Source organism: Nocardiopsis mangrovi, assembly GCF_042653925.1.
In the GTDB taxonomy this organism is placed as follows: domain Bacteria; phylum Actinomycetota; class Actinomycetes; order Streptosporangiales; family Streptosporangiaceae; genus Nocardiopsis_B; species Nocardiopsis_B mangrovi.
In genome coordinates, this window is the sequence record NZ_JBHSFQ010000028.1 from 1 (window position 1) to 17,066 (window position 17,066).

A 17,066-nucleotide genomic window follows, 5' to 3' on the forward strand; every position below is an offset into this window, starting at 1 on the left:
TCGTTGCTTGTCTTCCTAAGACCGCTTGGCCTCCGACTTGCCCGGCGCGGCGCCACGGCCGTGCCGGGCCCGCCCGGCTCCGGTCGGGACGGGACGCGATCGGCGGGCGCGCCGCCGTCGCGGTCAGGCGCGCCCGACCCGCCGCCGGCTTCTCCCCCGGCCGGGTCCGCCGCCTTCGCCGCGCCGCCCGCGGCCTCGGGCTCGGGGTCGGGGCCGGGGTCGGGCTCTTCCCCGGGCTCGGCGACGGTGCGCAGCGCCTCTTCGCGCCGCTCGACCATCAGGGCGGCGCGCTCGTGGCGGCGGGCCGCGATGCGCGCCCGTGCCGCGGCGGTACGCGCGGTGGGCCATGCGGCGTCGATCTCGGCGTTGAGCGCCGAGCCGATGAGCACGGCCAGCGCCATCAGCCACAGCCAGGTCAGGATGGCGATCGGGGCCGCGAGCGAACCGTAGATCGTGACCTGCCCGAACGAGGCGCCGAGGTAGGCCCGGAGCAGGACCGAGCCCAGGAGCAGGATGGCCGTGGCCAGCAGCGAGCCCGGCAGGTAGCGCCAGAGCGGGGGGCGCACCGGGGTCGCCAGGAGGTAGAGCAGGGTGACCGCGCCGGTCGACAGGAAGGCCACCGCCGGCCAGTAGGCGGTGCCGAGGTGCCCCGCGGTCATCGGCAGCAGCTCGCGCACCGCCTCGGGCCCGGCGACCATGACCGGCAGCACGATCAGCGCGAAGAGCAGCGCCCCGATGTAGCCGAGGAAGGCGAGGACGCGCTGCCGGACGTAGCCGCGCAGGTCGTCGAGCCCGTAGGCGATGGTGATGGCCTCGATGAACACGCTCATGGCCCGCGACCCCGACCACAGGGACACCAGGAACGTCACCGACAGGACCCCGCCCTGCGCGCCGCCCAGGAACTCGTCGACCATCGGCGCCACCACGGAGTCGACGGCATCGGGGGTGAGGGCCTTGGCCGCGAGGTCGAGCAGCCAGCCGCGGATGTCGAGCACGGTCCCGGCCCCCAGGACGGGGGCGAGGTGGCCGAGGGTTCCGGCGACGCCGAGCAGGAGCGCCGGCAGGGACAGCAGGGAGAAGAAGGCGGCCTCGGCGGAGAGCCCGACGACGCGGGAGCGCACGACCGAGCGGACGGTGCGGACGACGATGAGGGCGGGGGTTCCCAGGCGCGGGTGGCGCCGCCGCCATGCCTCGGCGGCACGCCGGGTACGCTCCCGCATTCTGCTCACGAATGACAACGCTAAAGGCGCGCGGGCGCCCGTGTGCGGGCACCGGCCCCAAGGGGGCCGGATCCGGTCGATTCGATGGCCAACCGTGACCGGAATTTCCTAGTTGCCCCGTAGATAATGTCCGCTTTACGTGACGTGCTTCACCGCCGCGCGCGCGAACGCACGCCTGGACATAGGCGCTCCGGCGTGACATTGTCGTGAACATGATCGCTGCCCTGGACCCGATGCTCTGCGTGCGCCGGCACGTGGACTTCCTTCGGGTCCGCAGTGCCATCTGTCGCAACGTCGGCTGACTTCGCCGCACATCTGTGTTCCGCCCATTCTCAGGGCGTGAGCGGCGCCGACGTCCCACACCACCCTTCCTGTCCTCTTCGCGTCCCGGTACAGCGCCGTGCCGGAAACGCGGGGTGCGGTGTGGTGCGCGCCGGCCCGCGCGCCCCGCAACCGCTCGGAGGACCCCGCGATGCCTCCCACGTCCGCATCGACCGGCGCCGCCGCGTCCCGGCGGCCCCGCCGAGGCGAGGGCCAATGGGCCCTCGGCTACCGCGAGCCGCTGAACAAGAACGAAGAGAACAAGAAGAACGACGACGGGCTCAACGTCCGCCGCCGCATCATCGACATCTACGCCAAGGCCGGCTTCGACTCCATCGACCCCGCCGACCTGCGCGGCCGCCTCCGCTGGTACGGGCTGTACACCCAGCGGGCCCCCGGCATCGACGGCGGCAAGACCGCGGTCCTGGAGCCCGAGGAGCTCGACGACCGCTACTTCATGCTGCGGGTGCGCATCGACGGCGGGCAGCTCAGCGTGGCGCAGCTCCGCGCCGTCGCGGAGATCTCCACCGCCTACGGCCGCGACACCGCCGACATCACCGACCGCCAGAACGTGCAACTGCACTGGGTGCGCATCGAGGACGTCCCGGCGATCTGGGAGAAGCTGGAGGCGGTGGGGCTGTCCACCACTGAGGCCTGCGGCGACACCCCCCGCGTGATCTTGGGCTGCCCGCTGGCCGGAATCGCCGACGACGAGGTCATCGACGCCACCCCCGAGATCCAGCGGGTCCACGACGACCACATCGGCAGCCCGCTCTTCTCCAACCTGCCGCGCAAGTTCAAGACCTCCATCGCGGGCTGCTCCGTCCACTGCACCAACCACGAGATCAACGACGTGGCGTTCGTGGGGGTCACCGGTCCCGACGGCGCCCCCGGCTACGACCTGTTCGTCGGCGGCGGGCTGTCCACCAACCCGATGTTCGCCCAGCGGCTGGGCACGTTCGTCCGCCCCGACCAGCTGAGCGAGGTGTGGGCGGGCGTCTGCTCGGTCTTCCGCGACTACGGCTACCGGCGGCTGCGGCACCGCGCCCGGATCAAGTTCCTGGTCAAGGACTGGGGAGCGGCGAAGTTCCGCGAGGTCCTGGAGAAGGACTACCTCGGCTACGCGCTGCCCGACGGCCCCGCCCCCGAGCTGGACCCCGGCACCCGCCGCGACCACGTCGGCGTGCACCGGCAGCGCGACGGCCGCAACTACGTGGGGTTCGCCCCGCGCGTGGGCCGGGTCTCGGGGACCAAGCTGGCGCGCATCGCCGACCTCGCAGAGGCGCACGGCTCGGACCGCGTCCGCACGACCGCCGACCAGAAGCTGGTCGTCCTGGACGTCGCCGACGACCGCGTCGACTCCCTCGTCGACGCACTGGAGGCCGAGGACCTGCAGGTGCGGCCGAGCACGTTCCGGCGCCAGACCATGGCCTGCACCGGCATCGAGTACTGCAAGCTCGCGATCGTCGAGACCAAGGCGCGCGGTATCTCGCTGATCGACGAGCTGGAGCGGCGGCTGCCGGACTTCCCCGAGCCGATCACCGTCAACATCAACGGCTGCCCCAACTCGTGCGCGCGCATCCAGGTCGCCGACATCGGGCTCAAGGGCCAGTTGGTGACCGACCGCGGCACCGGCGAGCAGGTCGAGGGGTTCCAGGTGCACCTGGGCGGGGGCATGGGGCTCAACGCGGGGTTCGGCCGCAAGGTGCGCGGGCTCAAGACCACGGCCGCCGAGCTGCCCGACTACGTGGAGCGGGTGCTGCGCCGCTTCCTGGAGCAGAAGGCGGACGGAGAGGCGTTCGCGCAGTGGGCGGCCCGGGCCGCCGAGGCGGACCTGGCGTGAGGCGGGAGGCGCCATGAGCGAGCGGGCGGCCCCTTACTACTGCCCCTACTGCGGCGACGAGGACCTGGTCCCCTACGAGGGCGACGCCGAGAAGGGCGCCGGGTACGCCTGGGCGTGCCTGTCGTGCACACGGGTCTTCCGGGTGAAGTTCGTCGGCCTGCGCGGCGCCGCCGCGCAGGGCCGCGCCACGAGCGGAACGGACGGGACAACATGAACGTCACACTGGACGGCAAGGCGCTGGCCGAACGGGCGGCGGCCGAACTGGAGGAGGCCCCGGCCACCGAGATCATCCGCTGGGCGGCGGAGACCTTCGGCGACCGGCTGTGCCTGACCTCCTCCATGGCCGACGCGCTCATGGTCGACCTGGTCTCCGGGGTCCGGCCGGGGGTCGACGTGATCTTCCTCGACACCGGGTACCACTTCGCCGAGACGATCGGCACCCGCGACGCGGTCGCGTCGGTGTACCCGATCACCCTCGTCAACGTCACCCCGCGGCGCACGGTCGCCGAGCAGGACCGCGACCTCGGCCCGCGGCTGCACGGGCGCAATCCGGACATCTGCTGCCACCTGCGCAAGGTGGAACCGCTGCAACGGGCGCTGGAGCCCTATGACGCGTGGGTCAGCGGGGTGCGCCGCGACGAGTCCGCCACCCGCCGCGGTGCCGGCGTGGTGGAGTGGAGCGCCCGCCGCGGGATGGTCAAGGTCAACCCCATCGCGCGGTGGACGCAGGAGGACGTGGACACCTACATCGCCGAGAAGGGGGTGCTGGTCAACCCGTTGCAGTACGACGGCTACCCCTCGATCGGCTGCGCGCCCTGCACCCGCCGCGTTGCTCCCGGAGACGACCCGCGCAGCGGACGCTGGGCGGGCACCGGCAAGACCGAATGCGGAATCCACCTGTGACCGCGGCGGAGCAGGGCGCACCGGGATCGGGGCCGGGGGCGCCGGACGGATCGGAGTCGGGGCCGCCTCTGGTCGCCGTCGCGCACGGCAGCCGCGACGGGCGGTCGGCCCGGGAGGTCGAGCGGATCTTCGCGCGCGTGCGGCGGCTGCGGCCGGGCCTCGACGTGCGGGTGGCCTACCTGGACCACGCCTCCCCGAGTGCGGAGGAGGCGCTGACCGCGCTGGCGGCGGAGGGTGCGGGGGCGGCCGTGGTCCTGCCCGTGCTGCTCACCGCCGCCTACCACAGCAAGGTCGACCTTCCGGGGGTCCTCGACAGGGTCCGCGCCGGGGCCCCGTGGCTCCAGGTGCGCTACGGCGACCCCCTCGGTCCCGATCCCCTGCTGCTGGACGCGGTGGAGCAGCGGCTGGCGGAGGCCGGCGCGGTGGCGGAGCCCGGGACCGCACTGGTCCTGGCCTCGGCCGGGTCCGGCGACCCGGCCGCCACCGCGGTGATCGAGGGGGCGGCCCGGGCGCTGGCACGGCGCGGGCCGTGGCTGCGGGTGGTCCCGGCGTACGCGTCGGCGGCCTCCCCCTCCCCGGGGCAGGCGGTCGCGCGGCTGCGCGCCGCGGGTGCGGAGCGGGTGGCCGTCGCCTCCTACCTCCTCGCCCCCGGCTTCTTCGCCGACCGCGTGGCCGGCCGGGCGCTCGCAGCGGGCGCCTTCGCCGTGTCCCCGGCGCTGGGCGACGCTCCGCAACTGGCGCGGGTCGCCCTGTCCCGCTACGACGCCGCCCGGGACCGCGCCCCGCTGTCCCGCATCCGGACCGGCTGACCCGGGAGGCCGGACAGGCCGCGTGGGCCCGCGCCACCACCGTGGTGGCGCGGGCCCGCGGCCCGGCTCCTTCCGGCCGAACCGACGGGCACCGACACGCGTCCACGGGACCGCCGGGCCGGTACGCGCGGGTGGCCGGGGGCACTCGCGCCGGGGCGGTACACGCGGATGGCGCCCGCCTGCGCGGTCGGTCCGGAGGGCTGTCGGATGCCCCTGACCGGGCGGCTACGCTGGATCCCACCACCCGACCGAATCGCGTTCGGTTTCAACCGGAAGGGCGTGCCGATGCCAGCCACCCATGAGGTGTTCAACCAGCCGGGACCGCTGGAGGGGCACGACGTCGCCGCCGATGCCGCGCTGACCGAGGGGCTGGAGCGCGAGGGGGCGGGCTGGGCCGGGGCGGAGCTGCACGAGCTGGGGCGGCTGGCCGGGACCGCGCGCGTGCGCGGGTGGGCCGAGCAGGCCGACACCTACGGCCCGGTGCTGCGGACCCACGACCGCTACGGGCACCGCGTCGACGAGGTCGACTTCCACCCCGCCTGGCACGTCCTCACCGACACCGCCGTGACCCACGGGCTGCACGCCGCCCCCTGGGCCGACGACCGGCCCGGCGCGCACGTCGCCCGCACGGCCAAGTTCTACGCGTGGTCCCAGGTGGAGAACGGGCACGGCTGCCCGATCTCCATGACCTACGCCGCCGTGCCCGCGCTGCGCCGCTCCCCCGCCCTGGCCGCCCGGTTCGAGCCGCTGCTGACAGCGCGCAGCTACGATTTCGGCCTGCGCCCGCCGCTGGCCAAGGAGGGCCTGCTCGCGGGAATGTCGATGACCGAGAAGCAGGGCGGCTCCGATGTCCGGGCGAACACCACCCGCGCCGTCCCGGGGGCCGACGGCACCTACCGGCTGACCGGGCACAAGTGGTTCACCTCCGGCCCCATGGGCGACGTCTTCCTCACTCTCGCCCAGGCGCCCGAGGGGCTGACCTGCTTCCTGGTCCCCCGCGTCCTCGACGATGGCACCCGCAACACGCTGCACATCCAGCGCCTGAAGAACAAGCTGGGCAACCGCTCCAACGCGTCCGCCGAGCTGGAGTACGACGGTGCGGCGGGCTGGGCGGTGGGCGACCCCGGCGACGGCGTGCGGACCATCATCGAGATGGTCAACTGCACGCGCCTCGACTGCGTCATCGGTTCCGCCGCCGGCATGCGCGCCGGGCTGGCCCAGGCGGTGCACCACGCCGGCGGGCGGCACGCCTTCGGCCGCGCGCTCATCGACCAGCCCCTGATGCGCAACGTGCTGGCCGACCTCGCGGTGGAGTCCGAGGCGGCAACGGCCCTGATGATGCGCCTGGCCGGCGCGGTGGACCGCTCCGTCCGCGGCGACGCCGCCGAGACCGCGTTCCGCCGCCTGGCGGTGGCCGTGGGCAAGTTCTGGGTCACCAAGCGGCAGCCCGCCCATGCCGCCGAGGCCCTGGAGTGCCTGGGCGGCAACGGGTACATCGAGGAGTCGGGGATGCCGCGGCTGTTCCGCGAATCGCCGCTGAACTCCATCTGGGAGGGCTCGGGCAACGTCGCCGCGCTGGACGTCCTGCGCGCCATGGCCACGCGGCCCGACGGCGTCGAGGCATTCACGGCCGAACTGGCGCTCGCCGAAGGGGCCGACCGCCGGTTCGACGCCGCGCTCAAGCGGCTGCACGCGGAGTTCGCCGACTCCGGCCACCTGGAGGCGCGGGCCCGCCGGGTCGTCGAGCTGATGGCGCTCACGCTCCAGGCGTCGCTGCTGATCCGCCACAGCCCGGCGCCGGTCGCCGACGCGTTCGTGGGGTCGCGCCTGGGCGGCGACGGCGGTGCCGTCTTCGGCACCCTGCCCGCCGGGACCGACACCGCGGCCATCATCGACCGCAGCCGCCCGCGCGGCTGAGGCCGGGGCCGCGGCCGCGGCGGGGGTTCCGGTCGGCGGCCGGAGCGGAATCGGACGGCGGCCACCGCCCTCTCCCGGGGGAATTCCGGGCCGCGCGGCCCGCGCCGCCGGGGTGCGCCGCGCGGTCAGGGGCCGCGATCCGGGGCGGGCGCACACGCGAATTCGCTCCGGGCCGGGTCCCTTCGCCGCCCCGCAATACGCCGCGCCCGCGGATCCCGGTCACCCGGTGCGCCGCGAAGGTAGCGGCGCGCGATTCGACAAGGTCAGGAATACCTTCCTCACCGGAACGGAAGAACTGACCGTGCGGCGAATGGGCGCAGCCGGGGCCCGCCGGAAATCCGGGGCGGCTCCCCCGCTATCCGCCGGGCGGTCGCGGACGGTTCGGGGATCGATTTCCCATTGCCCTCCGCGACGCGTTCACGGGGCCGGTGCGCGCGCGGAATTGCGCGTTTTCCGGTGCCGCGCGCCGCGGGGCCCGATCCGCGCCGGGCGGGGCGCCCCCGGCGGGCCCGCGGTCCGGCGCGTGTCGCGCCGCGCGCGTTCGGCGGGCGCTGCCGTCTAACCTCGGAAGCCATGAGTTCCATTTCCGACACCGCGCCGCGCTTCCGCTCGCTGCTTCCGTCCGGCGGCGACACCGCCCCGGACGCCGACCTCGCCGCCGCCTACGCCTACCCCGAGGGCCTGGAACGGCCCTGGCTGCGCGGCAACATGGTCGCCAGCGCCGATGGCGGCGCCTGGGGCCCCTCCGGGCGCACCGCCGAGCTCTCGTCACCGCCGGACCGCGCGGTGATGGGCGTGCTGCGCGCGCTGGCCGACGTCGTGCTGGCCGGCGCGGCGACCGCGCGGATCGAGGGGTACCGCCCGGTGCGTCCGCGCGAGGTGTGGGGCGCGCTGCGCGCCGGCCGGCCGGCGACGCCGCCGGTGGCGGTGGTCACCCGCACCCTGGAGGTCCACCCCGATCTGCTCGCGGAGGCGCCCGGCGACGCCCGGACGATCGTGTTCACGACGGAGTCGGCCCCGGCCGACCGGCGCCGCGCCGCGGAGCGCGTGGCCGATGTGGTCGTGGCCGGGGAGGATTCCGTGCGGCCCGAGGCGGTGCTGACCGCATTGGCGGACCGGGGCCTGCCGCGCGTGCTGACCGAGGGCGGGCCGCACCTGCTCGCCGAATTCGCCTCGGCCGGGCTGCTGGACGAATTGTGCCTGACGGTCAGCCCGCACCTGCTGGGACCGGCCGCGTCGCGGATCGTCGCGGGGGACTCCCCGGCGCACACCCGCGAACTGCGGCTCGACGGGGTCCTGGAATCCTCCGGATCGCTGTTCCTGAGATACACGCGCGCGTGATCGCCGCCTATTCCGGCGCGTTACGCGCCGGAAGTGGCCGGTTTCGGCAGCCCCCCGTCCGCGCATAAAGACCCCCCGACGGGACATACCCCGAGTGGGGCTTCCGCGGCGGGCACCTTCCGGACGGGGTAGGACGTGAAACAATCCGGTATTCACCCCGAAAGCGTGCGGTGGCGCCGAGAGAAGGACGGACGAGTGACATCTGGATCAGTGTGACCCCGCATTCCGGGCGAGAGGATGAACGTAGTGCCGACGTCCGAAAACGACTCACCCCCGGTCTACCGTGAAATCGCCGAGGACCTGCGGTCCGCGATCGCCTCCGGCGAGCTCTCGCACGGCGACCGGGTGCCGGGCGAGAACGACCTCATGAAGCAGTACAGGGTCGCCCGGGCCACCGCGCGACAGGCCCTGTCGGTCCTCATCAACGAAGGCATCGTGGTGGCGATCCGGGGATCGGGCGTCTACGTCCGCACCTTCCGCCCGCTGCGGCGGCACGGGCCGCGGCGGCTGTCCCGCGAGTTATGGTCCTCCGGGCGCGCCATCTGGCAGGCCGACGCCGCCGACCGCGGGTTCGAGACCGACAGCATCGAGATCGGCAACATCGCGGCACCCGAGCACATCTCCCGCGCCCTCGGCCTGCCCACCGCGGCCTCCGTCCTGCGCCGGTGCCGCCGCTACCGGCTCGACGGCCGCCCGATGCAGCTCGCGACGTCCTACCTGCCCGCGGAGCTGGCGGCCGGGACGGCGATCGGCGAGGCCGACACCGGGCCCGGGGGGATCTACGCCCGCCTGGCCGAACTGGGCCACGCCCCCGCGCACTTCACCGAGGAGATCCGGGTCCGGATGCCCACGCCGTCCGAGATCGACCGGCTGCACCTCAGCGCGGGCACCCCGGTGCTCGACGTGCTGCGCACCGCGCTGACCGCCGCCCACACCGCCGTCGAGGTCAACGAGATGACCCTCGACGGATCCGCCTACATCCTCCAGTACGACTTCGACGCCTGATCGTCCGCGGACCTGACCGGACCGGATCGGGGCCGCGGAGAGAAGGCGGTCCCGGCCCGCCGCGCGCGCCGGGACCGCCGGGTCAGCCCTTCCGTGTTGGTGCGCGGCGCGGCCTCGACGCGAAGACCAGGTAGGCCAGCGCGCACAGCACCGCCGCGACCACGACCGCCCCGCCGGCGGCGGGGAGGGCGTCGCCGGGGCGGGTCGCCATCCACCGCGCCAGGGCGACCCCCAGCAGCGACGAGACGGCGAGGGCGCCGAGCCCGGTGACCAGTGCCGCCACCAGGAGCCTGCGGTCGTTCCACGGTTCCGGCCGCGCCCGTTCCAGGCGGGCCGCCGCCGAGGCGGCGGTCAGCCGGACGGCCCAGCGGACCTCGGACGCCGCGCCGGCGAACGCGTCCCCGACGGGGCGGGCGCGGCGGCCGAGGCGGACGGCGTGGTGGTCCAGCCATAGGAGGCCGTAGCGGACCCGTCCCACACGGAGCGGCTGTCGGGTTGGTTCCAGCGGGTTTCTGTACGTGACAAGCGGTACGAGCATGGATGACCCCCGGCTGCCTGACTCCACAACCCCGTACCCGGCCCGCATCCCCGCGAACTTCCCATGTGCGAAGAAATCGGCTCGTAACCACCATCGGCCATTTCCTCGACAGGGACGGCGATGCGTGGGTCGCCAGCGGCGAACATCCCCGAATGGGGGTAGCGTCCCTTACATGGACGAATCAACCGCTCCGGTCCGCCGGACCGAGGAGGAGTGGCGGGCGCGCCTGGACCCCGAATCCTTCGCGGTCCTGCGCCAAGGCGCCACCGAGCGCCCCTGGACGGGCGAGTACACATCGACGAAGACGGCCGGGGTCTACCGGTGCCGCGCGTGCGGCGCCGAACTCTTCCGGTCCGGCGAGAAGTTCGATTCGCATTGCGGCTGGCCGAGTTTCTATGATCCTTCGGACACCTCGGCGGTAACCCTGCACGAGGACAGCTCGCTTGGCATGATACGTACCGAGGTCCGCTGCGCCCGTTGCGACTCCCACCTCGGTCACGTCTTCCGCGGGGAGGGGTATCCCACCCCCACCGACGAGCGCTACTGCATCAACTCCATCGCGCTCACCCTGGAGGCCGACGACTGAGTGGCATAGCATCCTCCTTCATGGGTGCCGTCGGCCGGGGGACGACCTCCCCCGTCAGGCCCTCCGTACCCGGCGCTCGCTCGGACGGGCGCGTCCGAACGAACCTCCGGGCCTGCCCCCTCGAAGGTCCCACCGCCGCAAGGCATCTCCACGAAAGCTCCCAATGACCGATCTCTATCGATCCGCGGCGTCCTCCCCGCCGCGCATGGCCCGCGGTTCCGCCCCCTGGCTGGTCCCCGCGTGCGTGGTGGCCGGCGCCGCCGTGCTCGCGGCCAGGGGATCACGGACCCGCACCGCCCTCGCCGTTCCCGCGGTGGGGCTGGCGGCCGCGATGGCCTGGTTCTTCCGCGACCCCGACCGCGGGCCGGCCACCGGGAGGCTCATATCGGCGGCCGACGGCGTCGTGCAGAGCGTCGACGCCCAGCCCGACGGCCGCACGCGGGTGGCGGTCTTCATGAACCCCCTCAATGTGCACGTCAACCGCGCGCCCGCGGCGGGCGCCGTGACCCGCGTGGAACACCGGCCCGGGGGCTTCCGTCCCGCATTCGACAAGGACAGCGAGCGTAATGAACGCGTCATCTGGACCTTCGAAACCGAGATCGGTGAGATCACGGTCGTTCAAATCGCCGGCGCGATGGTCCGGCGTATCGTCCCGTATTTCGCTCAAGGGCAGAAGGTGGAACAGGGCGAGAGGATCGGCCTCATCCGCTTCGGCTCACGGGTCGACGTCTACCTTCCGGCCGGGATCGCCCCGGCGGTGGAGGTCGGCCAGAAGGTCCGAGCGGGAGAAACGCGCCTTGACCGCGACTAAGGCGGGTCTCCTGCCCGGCCCCGCTCTGGCCGAGCGCACCGAGCCCGCCCCGCGGCTGCGCCTGGCGGCGGCCGACTACCTGACACTCGGCAACGCCCTGTGCGGGTTCATGGCGGTGTGGCAGCTCGCCGCGGCGCAGTCCGCCCAGCTGTCGGCGGGCATCGAGGGCCCGCTGCAGCGCGGCGCCATCGCCACCTCGGTGGTGCTGCTGCTCATCGCCGCGGCCTGCGACCTGTTCGACGGCCGGGTGGCACGCCGGTTCGGCGGCAGCGGCATGGGCGCCGAACTGGACAACCTCGCCGACGTCATCAGCTTCGGGTTCGCGCCGGCCTTCTTCGTCGTCGCCTGGGGCACGCTCTCCGGCGGGGGCGGCGCCGTGCCGATCGTGGCCGCGGCGGCCGTGCTCCTGGCGGTCGTGGTGCGGCTGGCCCGGTTCTCCTGCCAGGCTCCGGGATCGGACTACTTCTCGGGGCTGCCCAGCCCCTTCGGGGCCATGGCGGTCATCACCATCGTGCTGCTCGACCCGCCGGTCTACGTCGGGGCCGCGGCGGTGCTCGTGGTGGCCTGGCTCATGGTGAGCCAGGTGGAGTACCCCAAGCCGCGCGGGCGCGTGGCGTTCGCCGTCCTGGCCTGGATCCTGGGCAGCGTCGCCTGCCTGACCGCGTGGGCGGCCGACGCCCCCGCGGGCGGTGCCCTGCTGTACTCCGGCGCCAGCCTGGTGCTGGTGCTGATCCTGGCGATCCCGGTGCACCTGCTGCTCACCGGGCGGCGCGACCGCGGTCCGGGCGAGGAGCCCGCCGTCCCCACCGCGCGCGAGGGCTGAACCGGCCGCAGGGGACACGGGAGACGCCGAAGGGGCGCACACACGGGTGTGCGCCCCTTCGGCGTCGTACAGGGGCCTGCGGGCCCCCGCGCCCCCGTCTAGGGCAGGGCCTCGACGAGCTCGGCCGGGCTCTTGCGGCGCCCGGTGTAGAACGGCACCTCCAGCCGGGTGTGCCGGCGCGCCTTGGCGCCGCGCAGGTGGCGCATCAGGTCGACGATGCGGTGCAGCTCGTCGGCCTCGAACGCGAGCATCCACTCGTAGTCGCTGAGGGCGAACGTCGAGACGGTGTTGGCGCGCACGTCGCCGAACCCGGCGGCCATCCGGCCGTGCTCGGCGAGCATCGCGCGGCGCTCCTCGTCGGGCAGCAGGTACCACTCCAGCGACCGGACGAAGGGGTAGACGCAGATGTGCTCGCGCGGCTCCTCGCCGGCCAGGAACGCGGGGACGTGGCCCCGGTTGAACTCCGCCGGGCGGTGCAGGCCCATCACCGACCACACCGGGGTCGCCGCGCGGCCCAGCGCGGTGCGGCGGAAACCGGCGTAGACCTCCTGGAGCTGTTCGGGGGTGTCGGCGATCCACCAGAACATGAGGTCGGCGTCGGCGCGGAAGCCCTGGAGGTCGTAGGCGCCGCGCGTGGTGACGCCCTTCTGGGCCGCCCCGTCGAGCAGAGCGGTCAGCTCGCCGCCGGCCGCGGCGCGGTCGAGGCCGGCCAGGTCGCCCGCCGAGAACACCGACCACATGGTGTAGCGGATGAGCTTGTTCAGTTCCTCGGGGTCGGCCGTGCCGTTCTGGCCCGTGGTCATGCGGATTCTCCTTGTGTGTCGGACGGCGCCTGCTCGGAGCGGCGCGCGTGGTGGGTGCCGGTGCGGGCGGCGCCGGCAGCGGGAACGGGCAGGGCCGCCGCGATCCGCTCGGCGGCGCCGGTGGCCCCGGCGATGCAGGCGGGGATTCCCACGCCGTCGTAGGCGGCGCCGCAGAGCGCGAGCGCGGGGTGGCCGGCGAGCGCCGCGCGGGCGCGGCCGACGCGGGCGGCGTGCCCGGCGTCGTACTGCGGCAGGCCGCCGCCCCAGCGGGTGACCCGGATGTCGGCCGGGGGGCCGCTGATGCCGCAGATGTCGGCGAGGTCGGCGACGGCGAGCGCGGCGAGGTCGTCGTCGGGCCGCTGGAGCACGGCCTCCTCGCCGACACGGCCGATCGAGCAGCGGATGACGACGGTCTCGGGGCCGGGGCGGGCGGCGAGCCGCTCGGCCAGCCACGGCCACTTGACGCTGCTGAACGTGGCGGCCTTGATGGCGCGGCCCTCGCGAGCGGGCACGAGGAACCCGCTGCCGGCGGGCGGCCGGGCGAAGGCCGACGCCGGGTAGGCCAGGGTGACGATGGCCATGCTCGCGTAGGCGATGCCGGCCAGCTCCTCCGCCGCGGCGGGGGCGAAGGGGCGCAGCAGGCGGCCGGCCGCGGGCGCGGGGCAGGCGAGCACGACGGCGTCGGCGTCGTGGGTCCGCCCGGTTCGGCCGCCGGCGGCCGAACCGGTGGTCAGGCGCCACCCGGCGCCTTCGGGGGCGAGCCCGCGGACGGTGGTGGAGGTGGCCACGGCCGCCCCGGAGCGCTCGACCAGCGCGTCGGCCAGGGTGGCCAGCCCGCCGTCCAGGGTGGCGAAGACCGGGCCCCCGGGTGTACCCGCGGCGCGCGCGGTGATCGCGCGGACCGCGCGTATGAGGGAGCGGTCCGCCCCCGCGACCGCGGCGATCTGCGGCAGCGTGCTGTCCAGCGAGAGGCGGTCGGCCCGGCCCGCGTAGACGCCGCCGAGCATGGGCTCCACCAGCCGGTCGACGACCTCGCGGCCCAGCCGGGCCCCGACATAGGCGCCGACGGGCACGTCGCCGCGCACCGGGGTCCGCGGCCGCACCAGGTCGAGCGCCGCCCGCAGGGTGCCGGCCGGGGAGACCACCCCGCTGCGGGCGAGCGCCCTGAGGCCGCCCGGGACGCCCATCACGTGGCCCGCGGGGAAGGCGCGCAGCCGCCCGCGGCTGTAGATGGCGGCGGGGACCCGCGCCGGGTGGACCAGGCGGTCGCCGAGCCCCAGTTCGCGGATGAGGTCGAGGGCCTCGGGGCGCCGCGCCAGGACGGATTCGGCTCCGGAGTCGACCGGGACCCCCGCCACATCCGACGCGTCGAGCTTGCCGCCCGTCCGCGGGGCCGATTCCAGGACGGTGACCCTGGCCCCGCTCCTGGTCAGCCGGTAGGCGGCGGTCAGCCCGGAGACACCGCCACCCACGACCACGACATGCGGTTCACGCTGCATGGACCCAGCTTTCCAGATGCCCGGGGCGGGGGTGCCGACAGGTTGTTGCCATCCGCGCGGGCACGGCCGTGACCGAGGTGAGACCTCGCGGCCGCAACGGGGCGGGGACCCGCCGCGTCGGATTCCCATGGAAACGGAATGGGTGACCGGGGGCCCGCGCCGCCGGGTGGCCGCCGGGGCCGCTGTGGTCCTGGCGACCGTCCTGCTGGCGGGGTGTTCCGGAGCGAACGGGGAGATGTCGGCCGGGGTCGCGGACCGCGCGGCCGACGGCGAGGCGGCGGTGGCGCCGGAGGCCCAGGAGCAGTCGGCGGAACAGGGCGCACCGGGCTCCACCGCCGATGTCGATGTGAGTGACCGCACACGGATTCACACCGCCGATCTGAGCGTGGAGGTCGACGATGTCGAGGCGGCGGCGGAGGACGCCGCCGCGTGGGTCGACGCCGCGGGCGGTTTCGTCGCGGCCGAGAGCATCACGACCGCCCGCGGCCGGGTGCCCGAAGCGTCGCTCACCCTGCGCATCCCGCAGGACCGCTACGAGGACGGCCTCGACGAGCTGGGCGCCCTGGGAACGCGCTCCGACCTGGACCGCTCGGTGGAGGACGTGACCGAGGAGGTCGCCGACGTCGACAGCCGGGTGGAATCGGCCGAGGCGTCGCTGGAGCGGCTGCGGGACCTGCTCGACGACGCGGACAGGGTCGCGGACGTGCTCGCGGTGGAGGAGGAGATCAGCACTCGTCAGGCGGACCTGGAAGCGCTGCTGGCGCGCCAGGAGTCGCTGGCCGGGCAGACCGCCATGGGCACCGTGCACCTGCGGCTGATGCCGCCGGAGAGCTATGTGGGCCCCGACAGCGGCGGCTCGATCGGCTTCCTCGGCGGCCTGGAGCGCGGCTGGCTCGCGCTCGTGGCGGTGGGGCAGGGCATCGCCGCGGGTGTCGGCTGGCTGCTGCCGTTCCTCCTGGTCCTCGCGGTTCCGGGGGTGCCGGCCCTGGTCTGGTGGCGCCGCCGCCGGGCGTCCGCCGCGGCGGCGGCCGCCCCGGCCGAAGCCGCGGATACGCCGGCCGCGGCGGCGGACACGCCGGAGGCGGACGGCGCCCCCGGCACCGGAGCGGACGCGGGTACGGACGCGGACCCGGGCGACGCGGCGAGCACGGGCGGAGCCGGCGACGCCTCGTCCCGCGACGACGGCACGCCTGCGGCGTGACCCCCGGGTGCGGGCCCGCGGAACCTCCCGCGGGCCCGGACCCCGCACGTGAGGACCGCGCGGCGCGCGGGCGCGCGGTTGGCGCGCGCCATGCCGTTCGAGCACCAGGGACATCCCGCTGGAGTGTCCCGGCGGGATGTCCTTGCTTTCGCCCACTGGCCGGGTGCCGGAACGACAAGGCACGGCGGCGGCCTCCGCACCGCACACCTTGCTCACCCCGTGTGGCTCGCTGAGGCATCCCCTCATCTGGCGTACGCCATGGTGCGGGGGCGCCGCAGCGGTCGCGCCGGAGCGCCCCGGCACCGCGACGCCGGACCCGCCCGCCGATCCGGTGCGGGAACGACGGGGCACGGCCTGCGCACCGGCGGTCCCGCCCGGCTGGCGTCGTCCGCCTGCCTGCCGGAAGATCCTCGCTCGGCAGTCCGCGCAGGTGCGGGACTAGCGCTCGGTCTCCTCGTGGACGAGGTGGGTGAGCCGCGTGAGGACGTCGGGGTCGGTGGTGGGCAGGACGCCGTGGCCCAGGTTGAACACGTGGCCCTCGGCGGCGGCGCCGCGGGAGAGCACGTCGCGGGTGCGGTCGGCGACGACCTCCCACGGCGCGAAGAGCGTGGCCGGGTCCAGGTTGCCCTGGAGGGCGGTGCCGGGCTGGACCCGTTGCGCCGCCTTGTCCAGCGGCACCCGCCAGTCGACGCCCACGACGTCGGCGCCGGCCTCGCTGAGCAGGCTGAGCAGTTCGCCGGTCCCGACGCCGAAGTGGATGCGCGGCACATCGGCGTCGCGGAGCCGTTCGAAGATCCACGTGCTGTGCGGCAGTACCGACGCGCGGTAGTCCTCGGCGCTGAGCGCCCCCGCCCAGGAGTCGAAGAGCTGCACCGCGGAGGCGCCGGCCGCGATCTGCACGCGCAGGAACTCCAGGGTGATGGCCGACAGGCGGCGCATCAGCTCGTCCCACAGCTCCGGCTCGCCGTACATCAGCGCCTTGGTCCGCTCGTGGTTCTTCGAGGGGCCGCCCTCGATGAGGTAGGACGCGAGCGTGAAGGGCGCCCCGGCGAAGCCGATGAGCGGGGTCTCGCCGAGCTCGCCGACGAGTTCGCCGACCGCCTCGGTCACGTAGTGCACGTCGCCGGGTTCGAGGTCGCGCAGCCGCTTGACGCCCTCGGCGTCGCGGATCGGATCGGCCACGACCGGGCCGACGCCCGCCTTGATGTCGAGGTCGACGCCGATGGCCTTCAGCGGGACGACGATGTCGCTGAAGTAGATGGCGGCGTCGACCCCGTGGCGGCGCACCGGCTGCATGGTGATCTCGACGATCATGTCGGGCCGCGCGCACGCCTCCAGCATGGGGACATCGGCGCGGACCCTGCGGTATTCGGGCAGTGAGCGCCCGGCCTGGCGCATGAACCACACCGGTGTGTGCGACACCGGGAGGCGCCGGCAGGCGCGGAG

16 protein-coding genes are annotated in these 17,066 nt (G+C 74.6%); 11 read left to right on the forward strand and 5 right to left on the reverse strand.

Annotated elements, in window-relative coordinates:
- Positions 1–1,220: YihY/virulence factor BrkB family protein (locus ACFO4E_RS22975; RefSeq protein WP_378578272.1), on the reverse strand; the 1,220-nt coding region annotated here is incomplete at its 3' end.
- Between the two features lie 472 nt (positions 1,221–1,692).
- Between ACFO4E_RS22975 and ACFO4E_RS22980 the strand changes: the two genes are divergently transcribed.
- The 7 genes from ACFO4E_RS22980 (at position 1,693) to ACFO4E_RS23010 (ending at position 9,359) form a co-directional block, all read left to right on the forward strand.
- Entirely contained in the window at positions 1,693–3,384 is a 1,692-nt protein-coding gene (locus tag ACFO4E_RS22980; RefSeq protein ID WP_378578124.1) for a nitrite/sulfite reductase, read from the forward strand.
- A gap of 13 nt (positions 3,385–3,397) precedes the next feature.
- Positions 3,398–3,598 (forward strand): hypothetical protein, encoded by a 201-nt coding sequence (locus tag ACFO4E_RS22985; protein ID WP_378578126.1) that lies wholly within the window; start codon positions 3,398–3,400, stop codon positions 3,596–3,598.
- Positions 3,595–4,287, forward strand: coding sequence for a phosphoadenylyl-sulfate reductase (locus ACFO4E_RS22990; RefSeq protein WP_378578128.1), 693 nt, complete (start codon positions 3,595–3,597; stop codon positions 4,285–4,287). The genes ACFO4E_RS22985 and ACFO4E_RS22990 overlap by 4 nt, the downstream gene beginning before the upstream one ends.
- Positions 4,284–5,096, forward strand: a complete 813-nt coding sequence (locus tag ACFO4E_RS22995; protein ID WP_378578130.1) for a sirohydrochlorin chelatase — start codon at positions 4,284–4,286, stop codon at positions 5,094–5,096. The genes ACFO4E_RS22990 and ACFO4E_RS22995 overlap by 4 nt, the downstream gene beginning before the upstream one ends.
- A 285-nt stretch (positions 5,097–5,381) precedes the next feature.
- Complete coding sequence (locus tag ACFO4E_RS23000) at positions 5,382–7,013, forward strand: acyl-CoA dehydrogenase family protein (protein WP_378578132.1); 1,632 nt, start codon at positions 5,382–5,384, stop codon at positions 7,011–7,013.
- Positions 7,014–7,586: 573 nt separating this feature from the next.
- A complete protein-coding gene (locus ACFO4E_RS23005; protein WP_378578134.1) occupies positions 7,587–8,354 on the forward strand; it encodes a dihydrofolate reductase family protein in 768 nt (255 codons plus the stop codon).
- A 246-nt stretch (positions 8,355–8,600) separates the two neighbouring features.
- Positions 8,601–9,359 (forward strand): GntR family transcriptional regulator, encoded by a 759-nt coding sequence (locus tag ACFO4E_RS23010; protein ID WP_378578136.1) that lies wholly within the window; start codon positions 8,601–8,603, stop codon positions 9,357–9,359.
- Positions 9,360–9,441: 82 nt separating this feature from the next.
- Here the strand turns inward: ACFO4E_RS23010 and ACFO4E_RS23015 are convergent, their stop codons facing one another.
- The gene (locus ACFO4E_RS23015; RefSeq protein ID WP_378578138.1) at positions 9,442–9,837 is read right to left on the reverse strand and encodes a hypothetical protein; all 396 of its coding nucleotides are present in this window, start codon (positions 9,835–9,837) and stop codon (positions 9,442–9,444) included.
- 232 nt (positions 9,838–10,069) lie between these two features.
- Between ACFO4E_RS23015 and msrB the strand changes: the two genes are divergently transcribed.
- From msrB to ACFO4E_RS23030, 3 genes are all read left to right on the forward strand, one after another.
- Positions 10,070–10,483, forward strand: coding sequence for a peptide-methionine (R)-S-oxide reductase MsrB (msrB, locus tag ACFO4E_RS23020; protein WP_378578140.1), 414 nt, complete (start codon positions 10,070–10,072; stop codon positions 10,481–10,483).
- 163 nt (positions 10,484–10,646) lie between these two features.
- Positions 10,647–11,294: a phosphatidylserine decarboxylase gene (locus ACFO4E_RS23025; protein WP_378578143.1), complete on the forward strand. Its 648-nt coding sequence runs from the start codon at positions 10,647–10,649 to the stop codon at positions 11,292–11,294.
- Positions 11,281–12,117, forward strand: coding sequence for a CDP-alcohol phosphatidyltransferase family protein (locus ACFO4E_RS23030; RefSeq protein ID WP_378578145.1), 837 nt, complete (start codon positions 11,281–11,283; stop codon positions 12,115–12,117). Before ACFO4E_RS23025 ends, ACFO4E_RS23030 begins: the two co-directional genes overlap by 14 nt.
- 98 nt (positions 12,118–12,215) lie before the next feature.
- Here the strand turns inward: ACFO4E_RS23030 and hemQ are convergent, their stop codons facing one another.
- Both hemQ and hemG read right to left on the reverse strand, forming a co-directional pair.
- Positions 12,216–12,920, reverse strand: coding sequence for a hydrogen peroxide-dependent heme synthase (gene hemQ, locus ACFO4E_RS23035; protein ID WP_378578147.1), 705 nt, complete (start codon positions 12,918–12,920; stop codon positions 12,216–12,218).
- Complete coding sequence (hemG, locus tag ACFO4E_RS23040) at positions 12,917–14,419, reverse strand: protoporphyrinogen oxidase (protein ID WP_378578149.1); 1,503 nt, start codon at positions 14,417–14,419, stop codon at positions 12,917–12,919. Before hemG ends, hemQ begins: the two co-directional genes overlap by 4 nt.
- A gap of 142 nt (positions 14,420–14,561) precedes the next feature.
- Between hemG and ACFO4E_RS23045 the strand changes: the two genes are divergently transcribed.
- Positions 14,562–15,620 carry a DUF4349 domain-containing protein gene (locus ACFO4E_RS23045; protein ID WP_378578151.1) on the forward strand — a complete coding sequence of 353 codons (1,059 nt, stop codon included), beginning with the start codon at positions 14,562–14,564 and terminating at the stop codon, positions 15,618–15,620.
- 438 nt (positions 15,621–16,058) lie between these two features.
- On the opposite strand, the gene hemE is transcribed toward ACFO4E_RS23045, so the two are convergent.
- Entirely contained in the window at positions 16,059–17,027 is a 969-nt protein-coding gene (gene hemE, locus ACFO4E_RS23050) for a uroporphyrinogen decarboxylase (protein ID WP_378578274.1), read from the reverse strand.
- Positions 17,028–17,066: the final 39 nt, after the last annotated feature.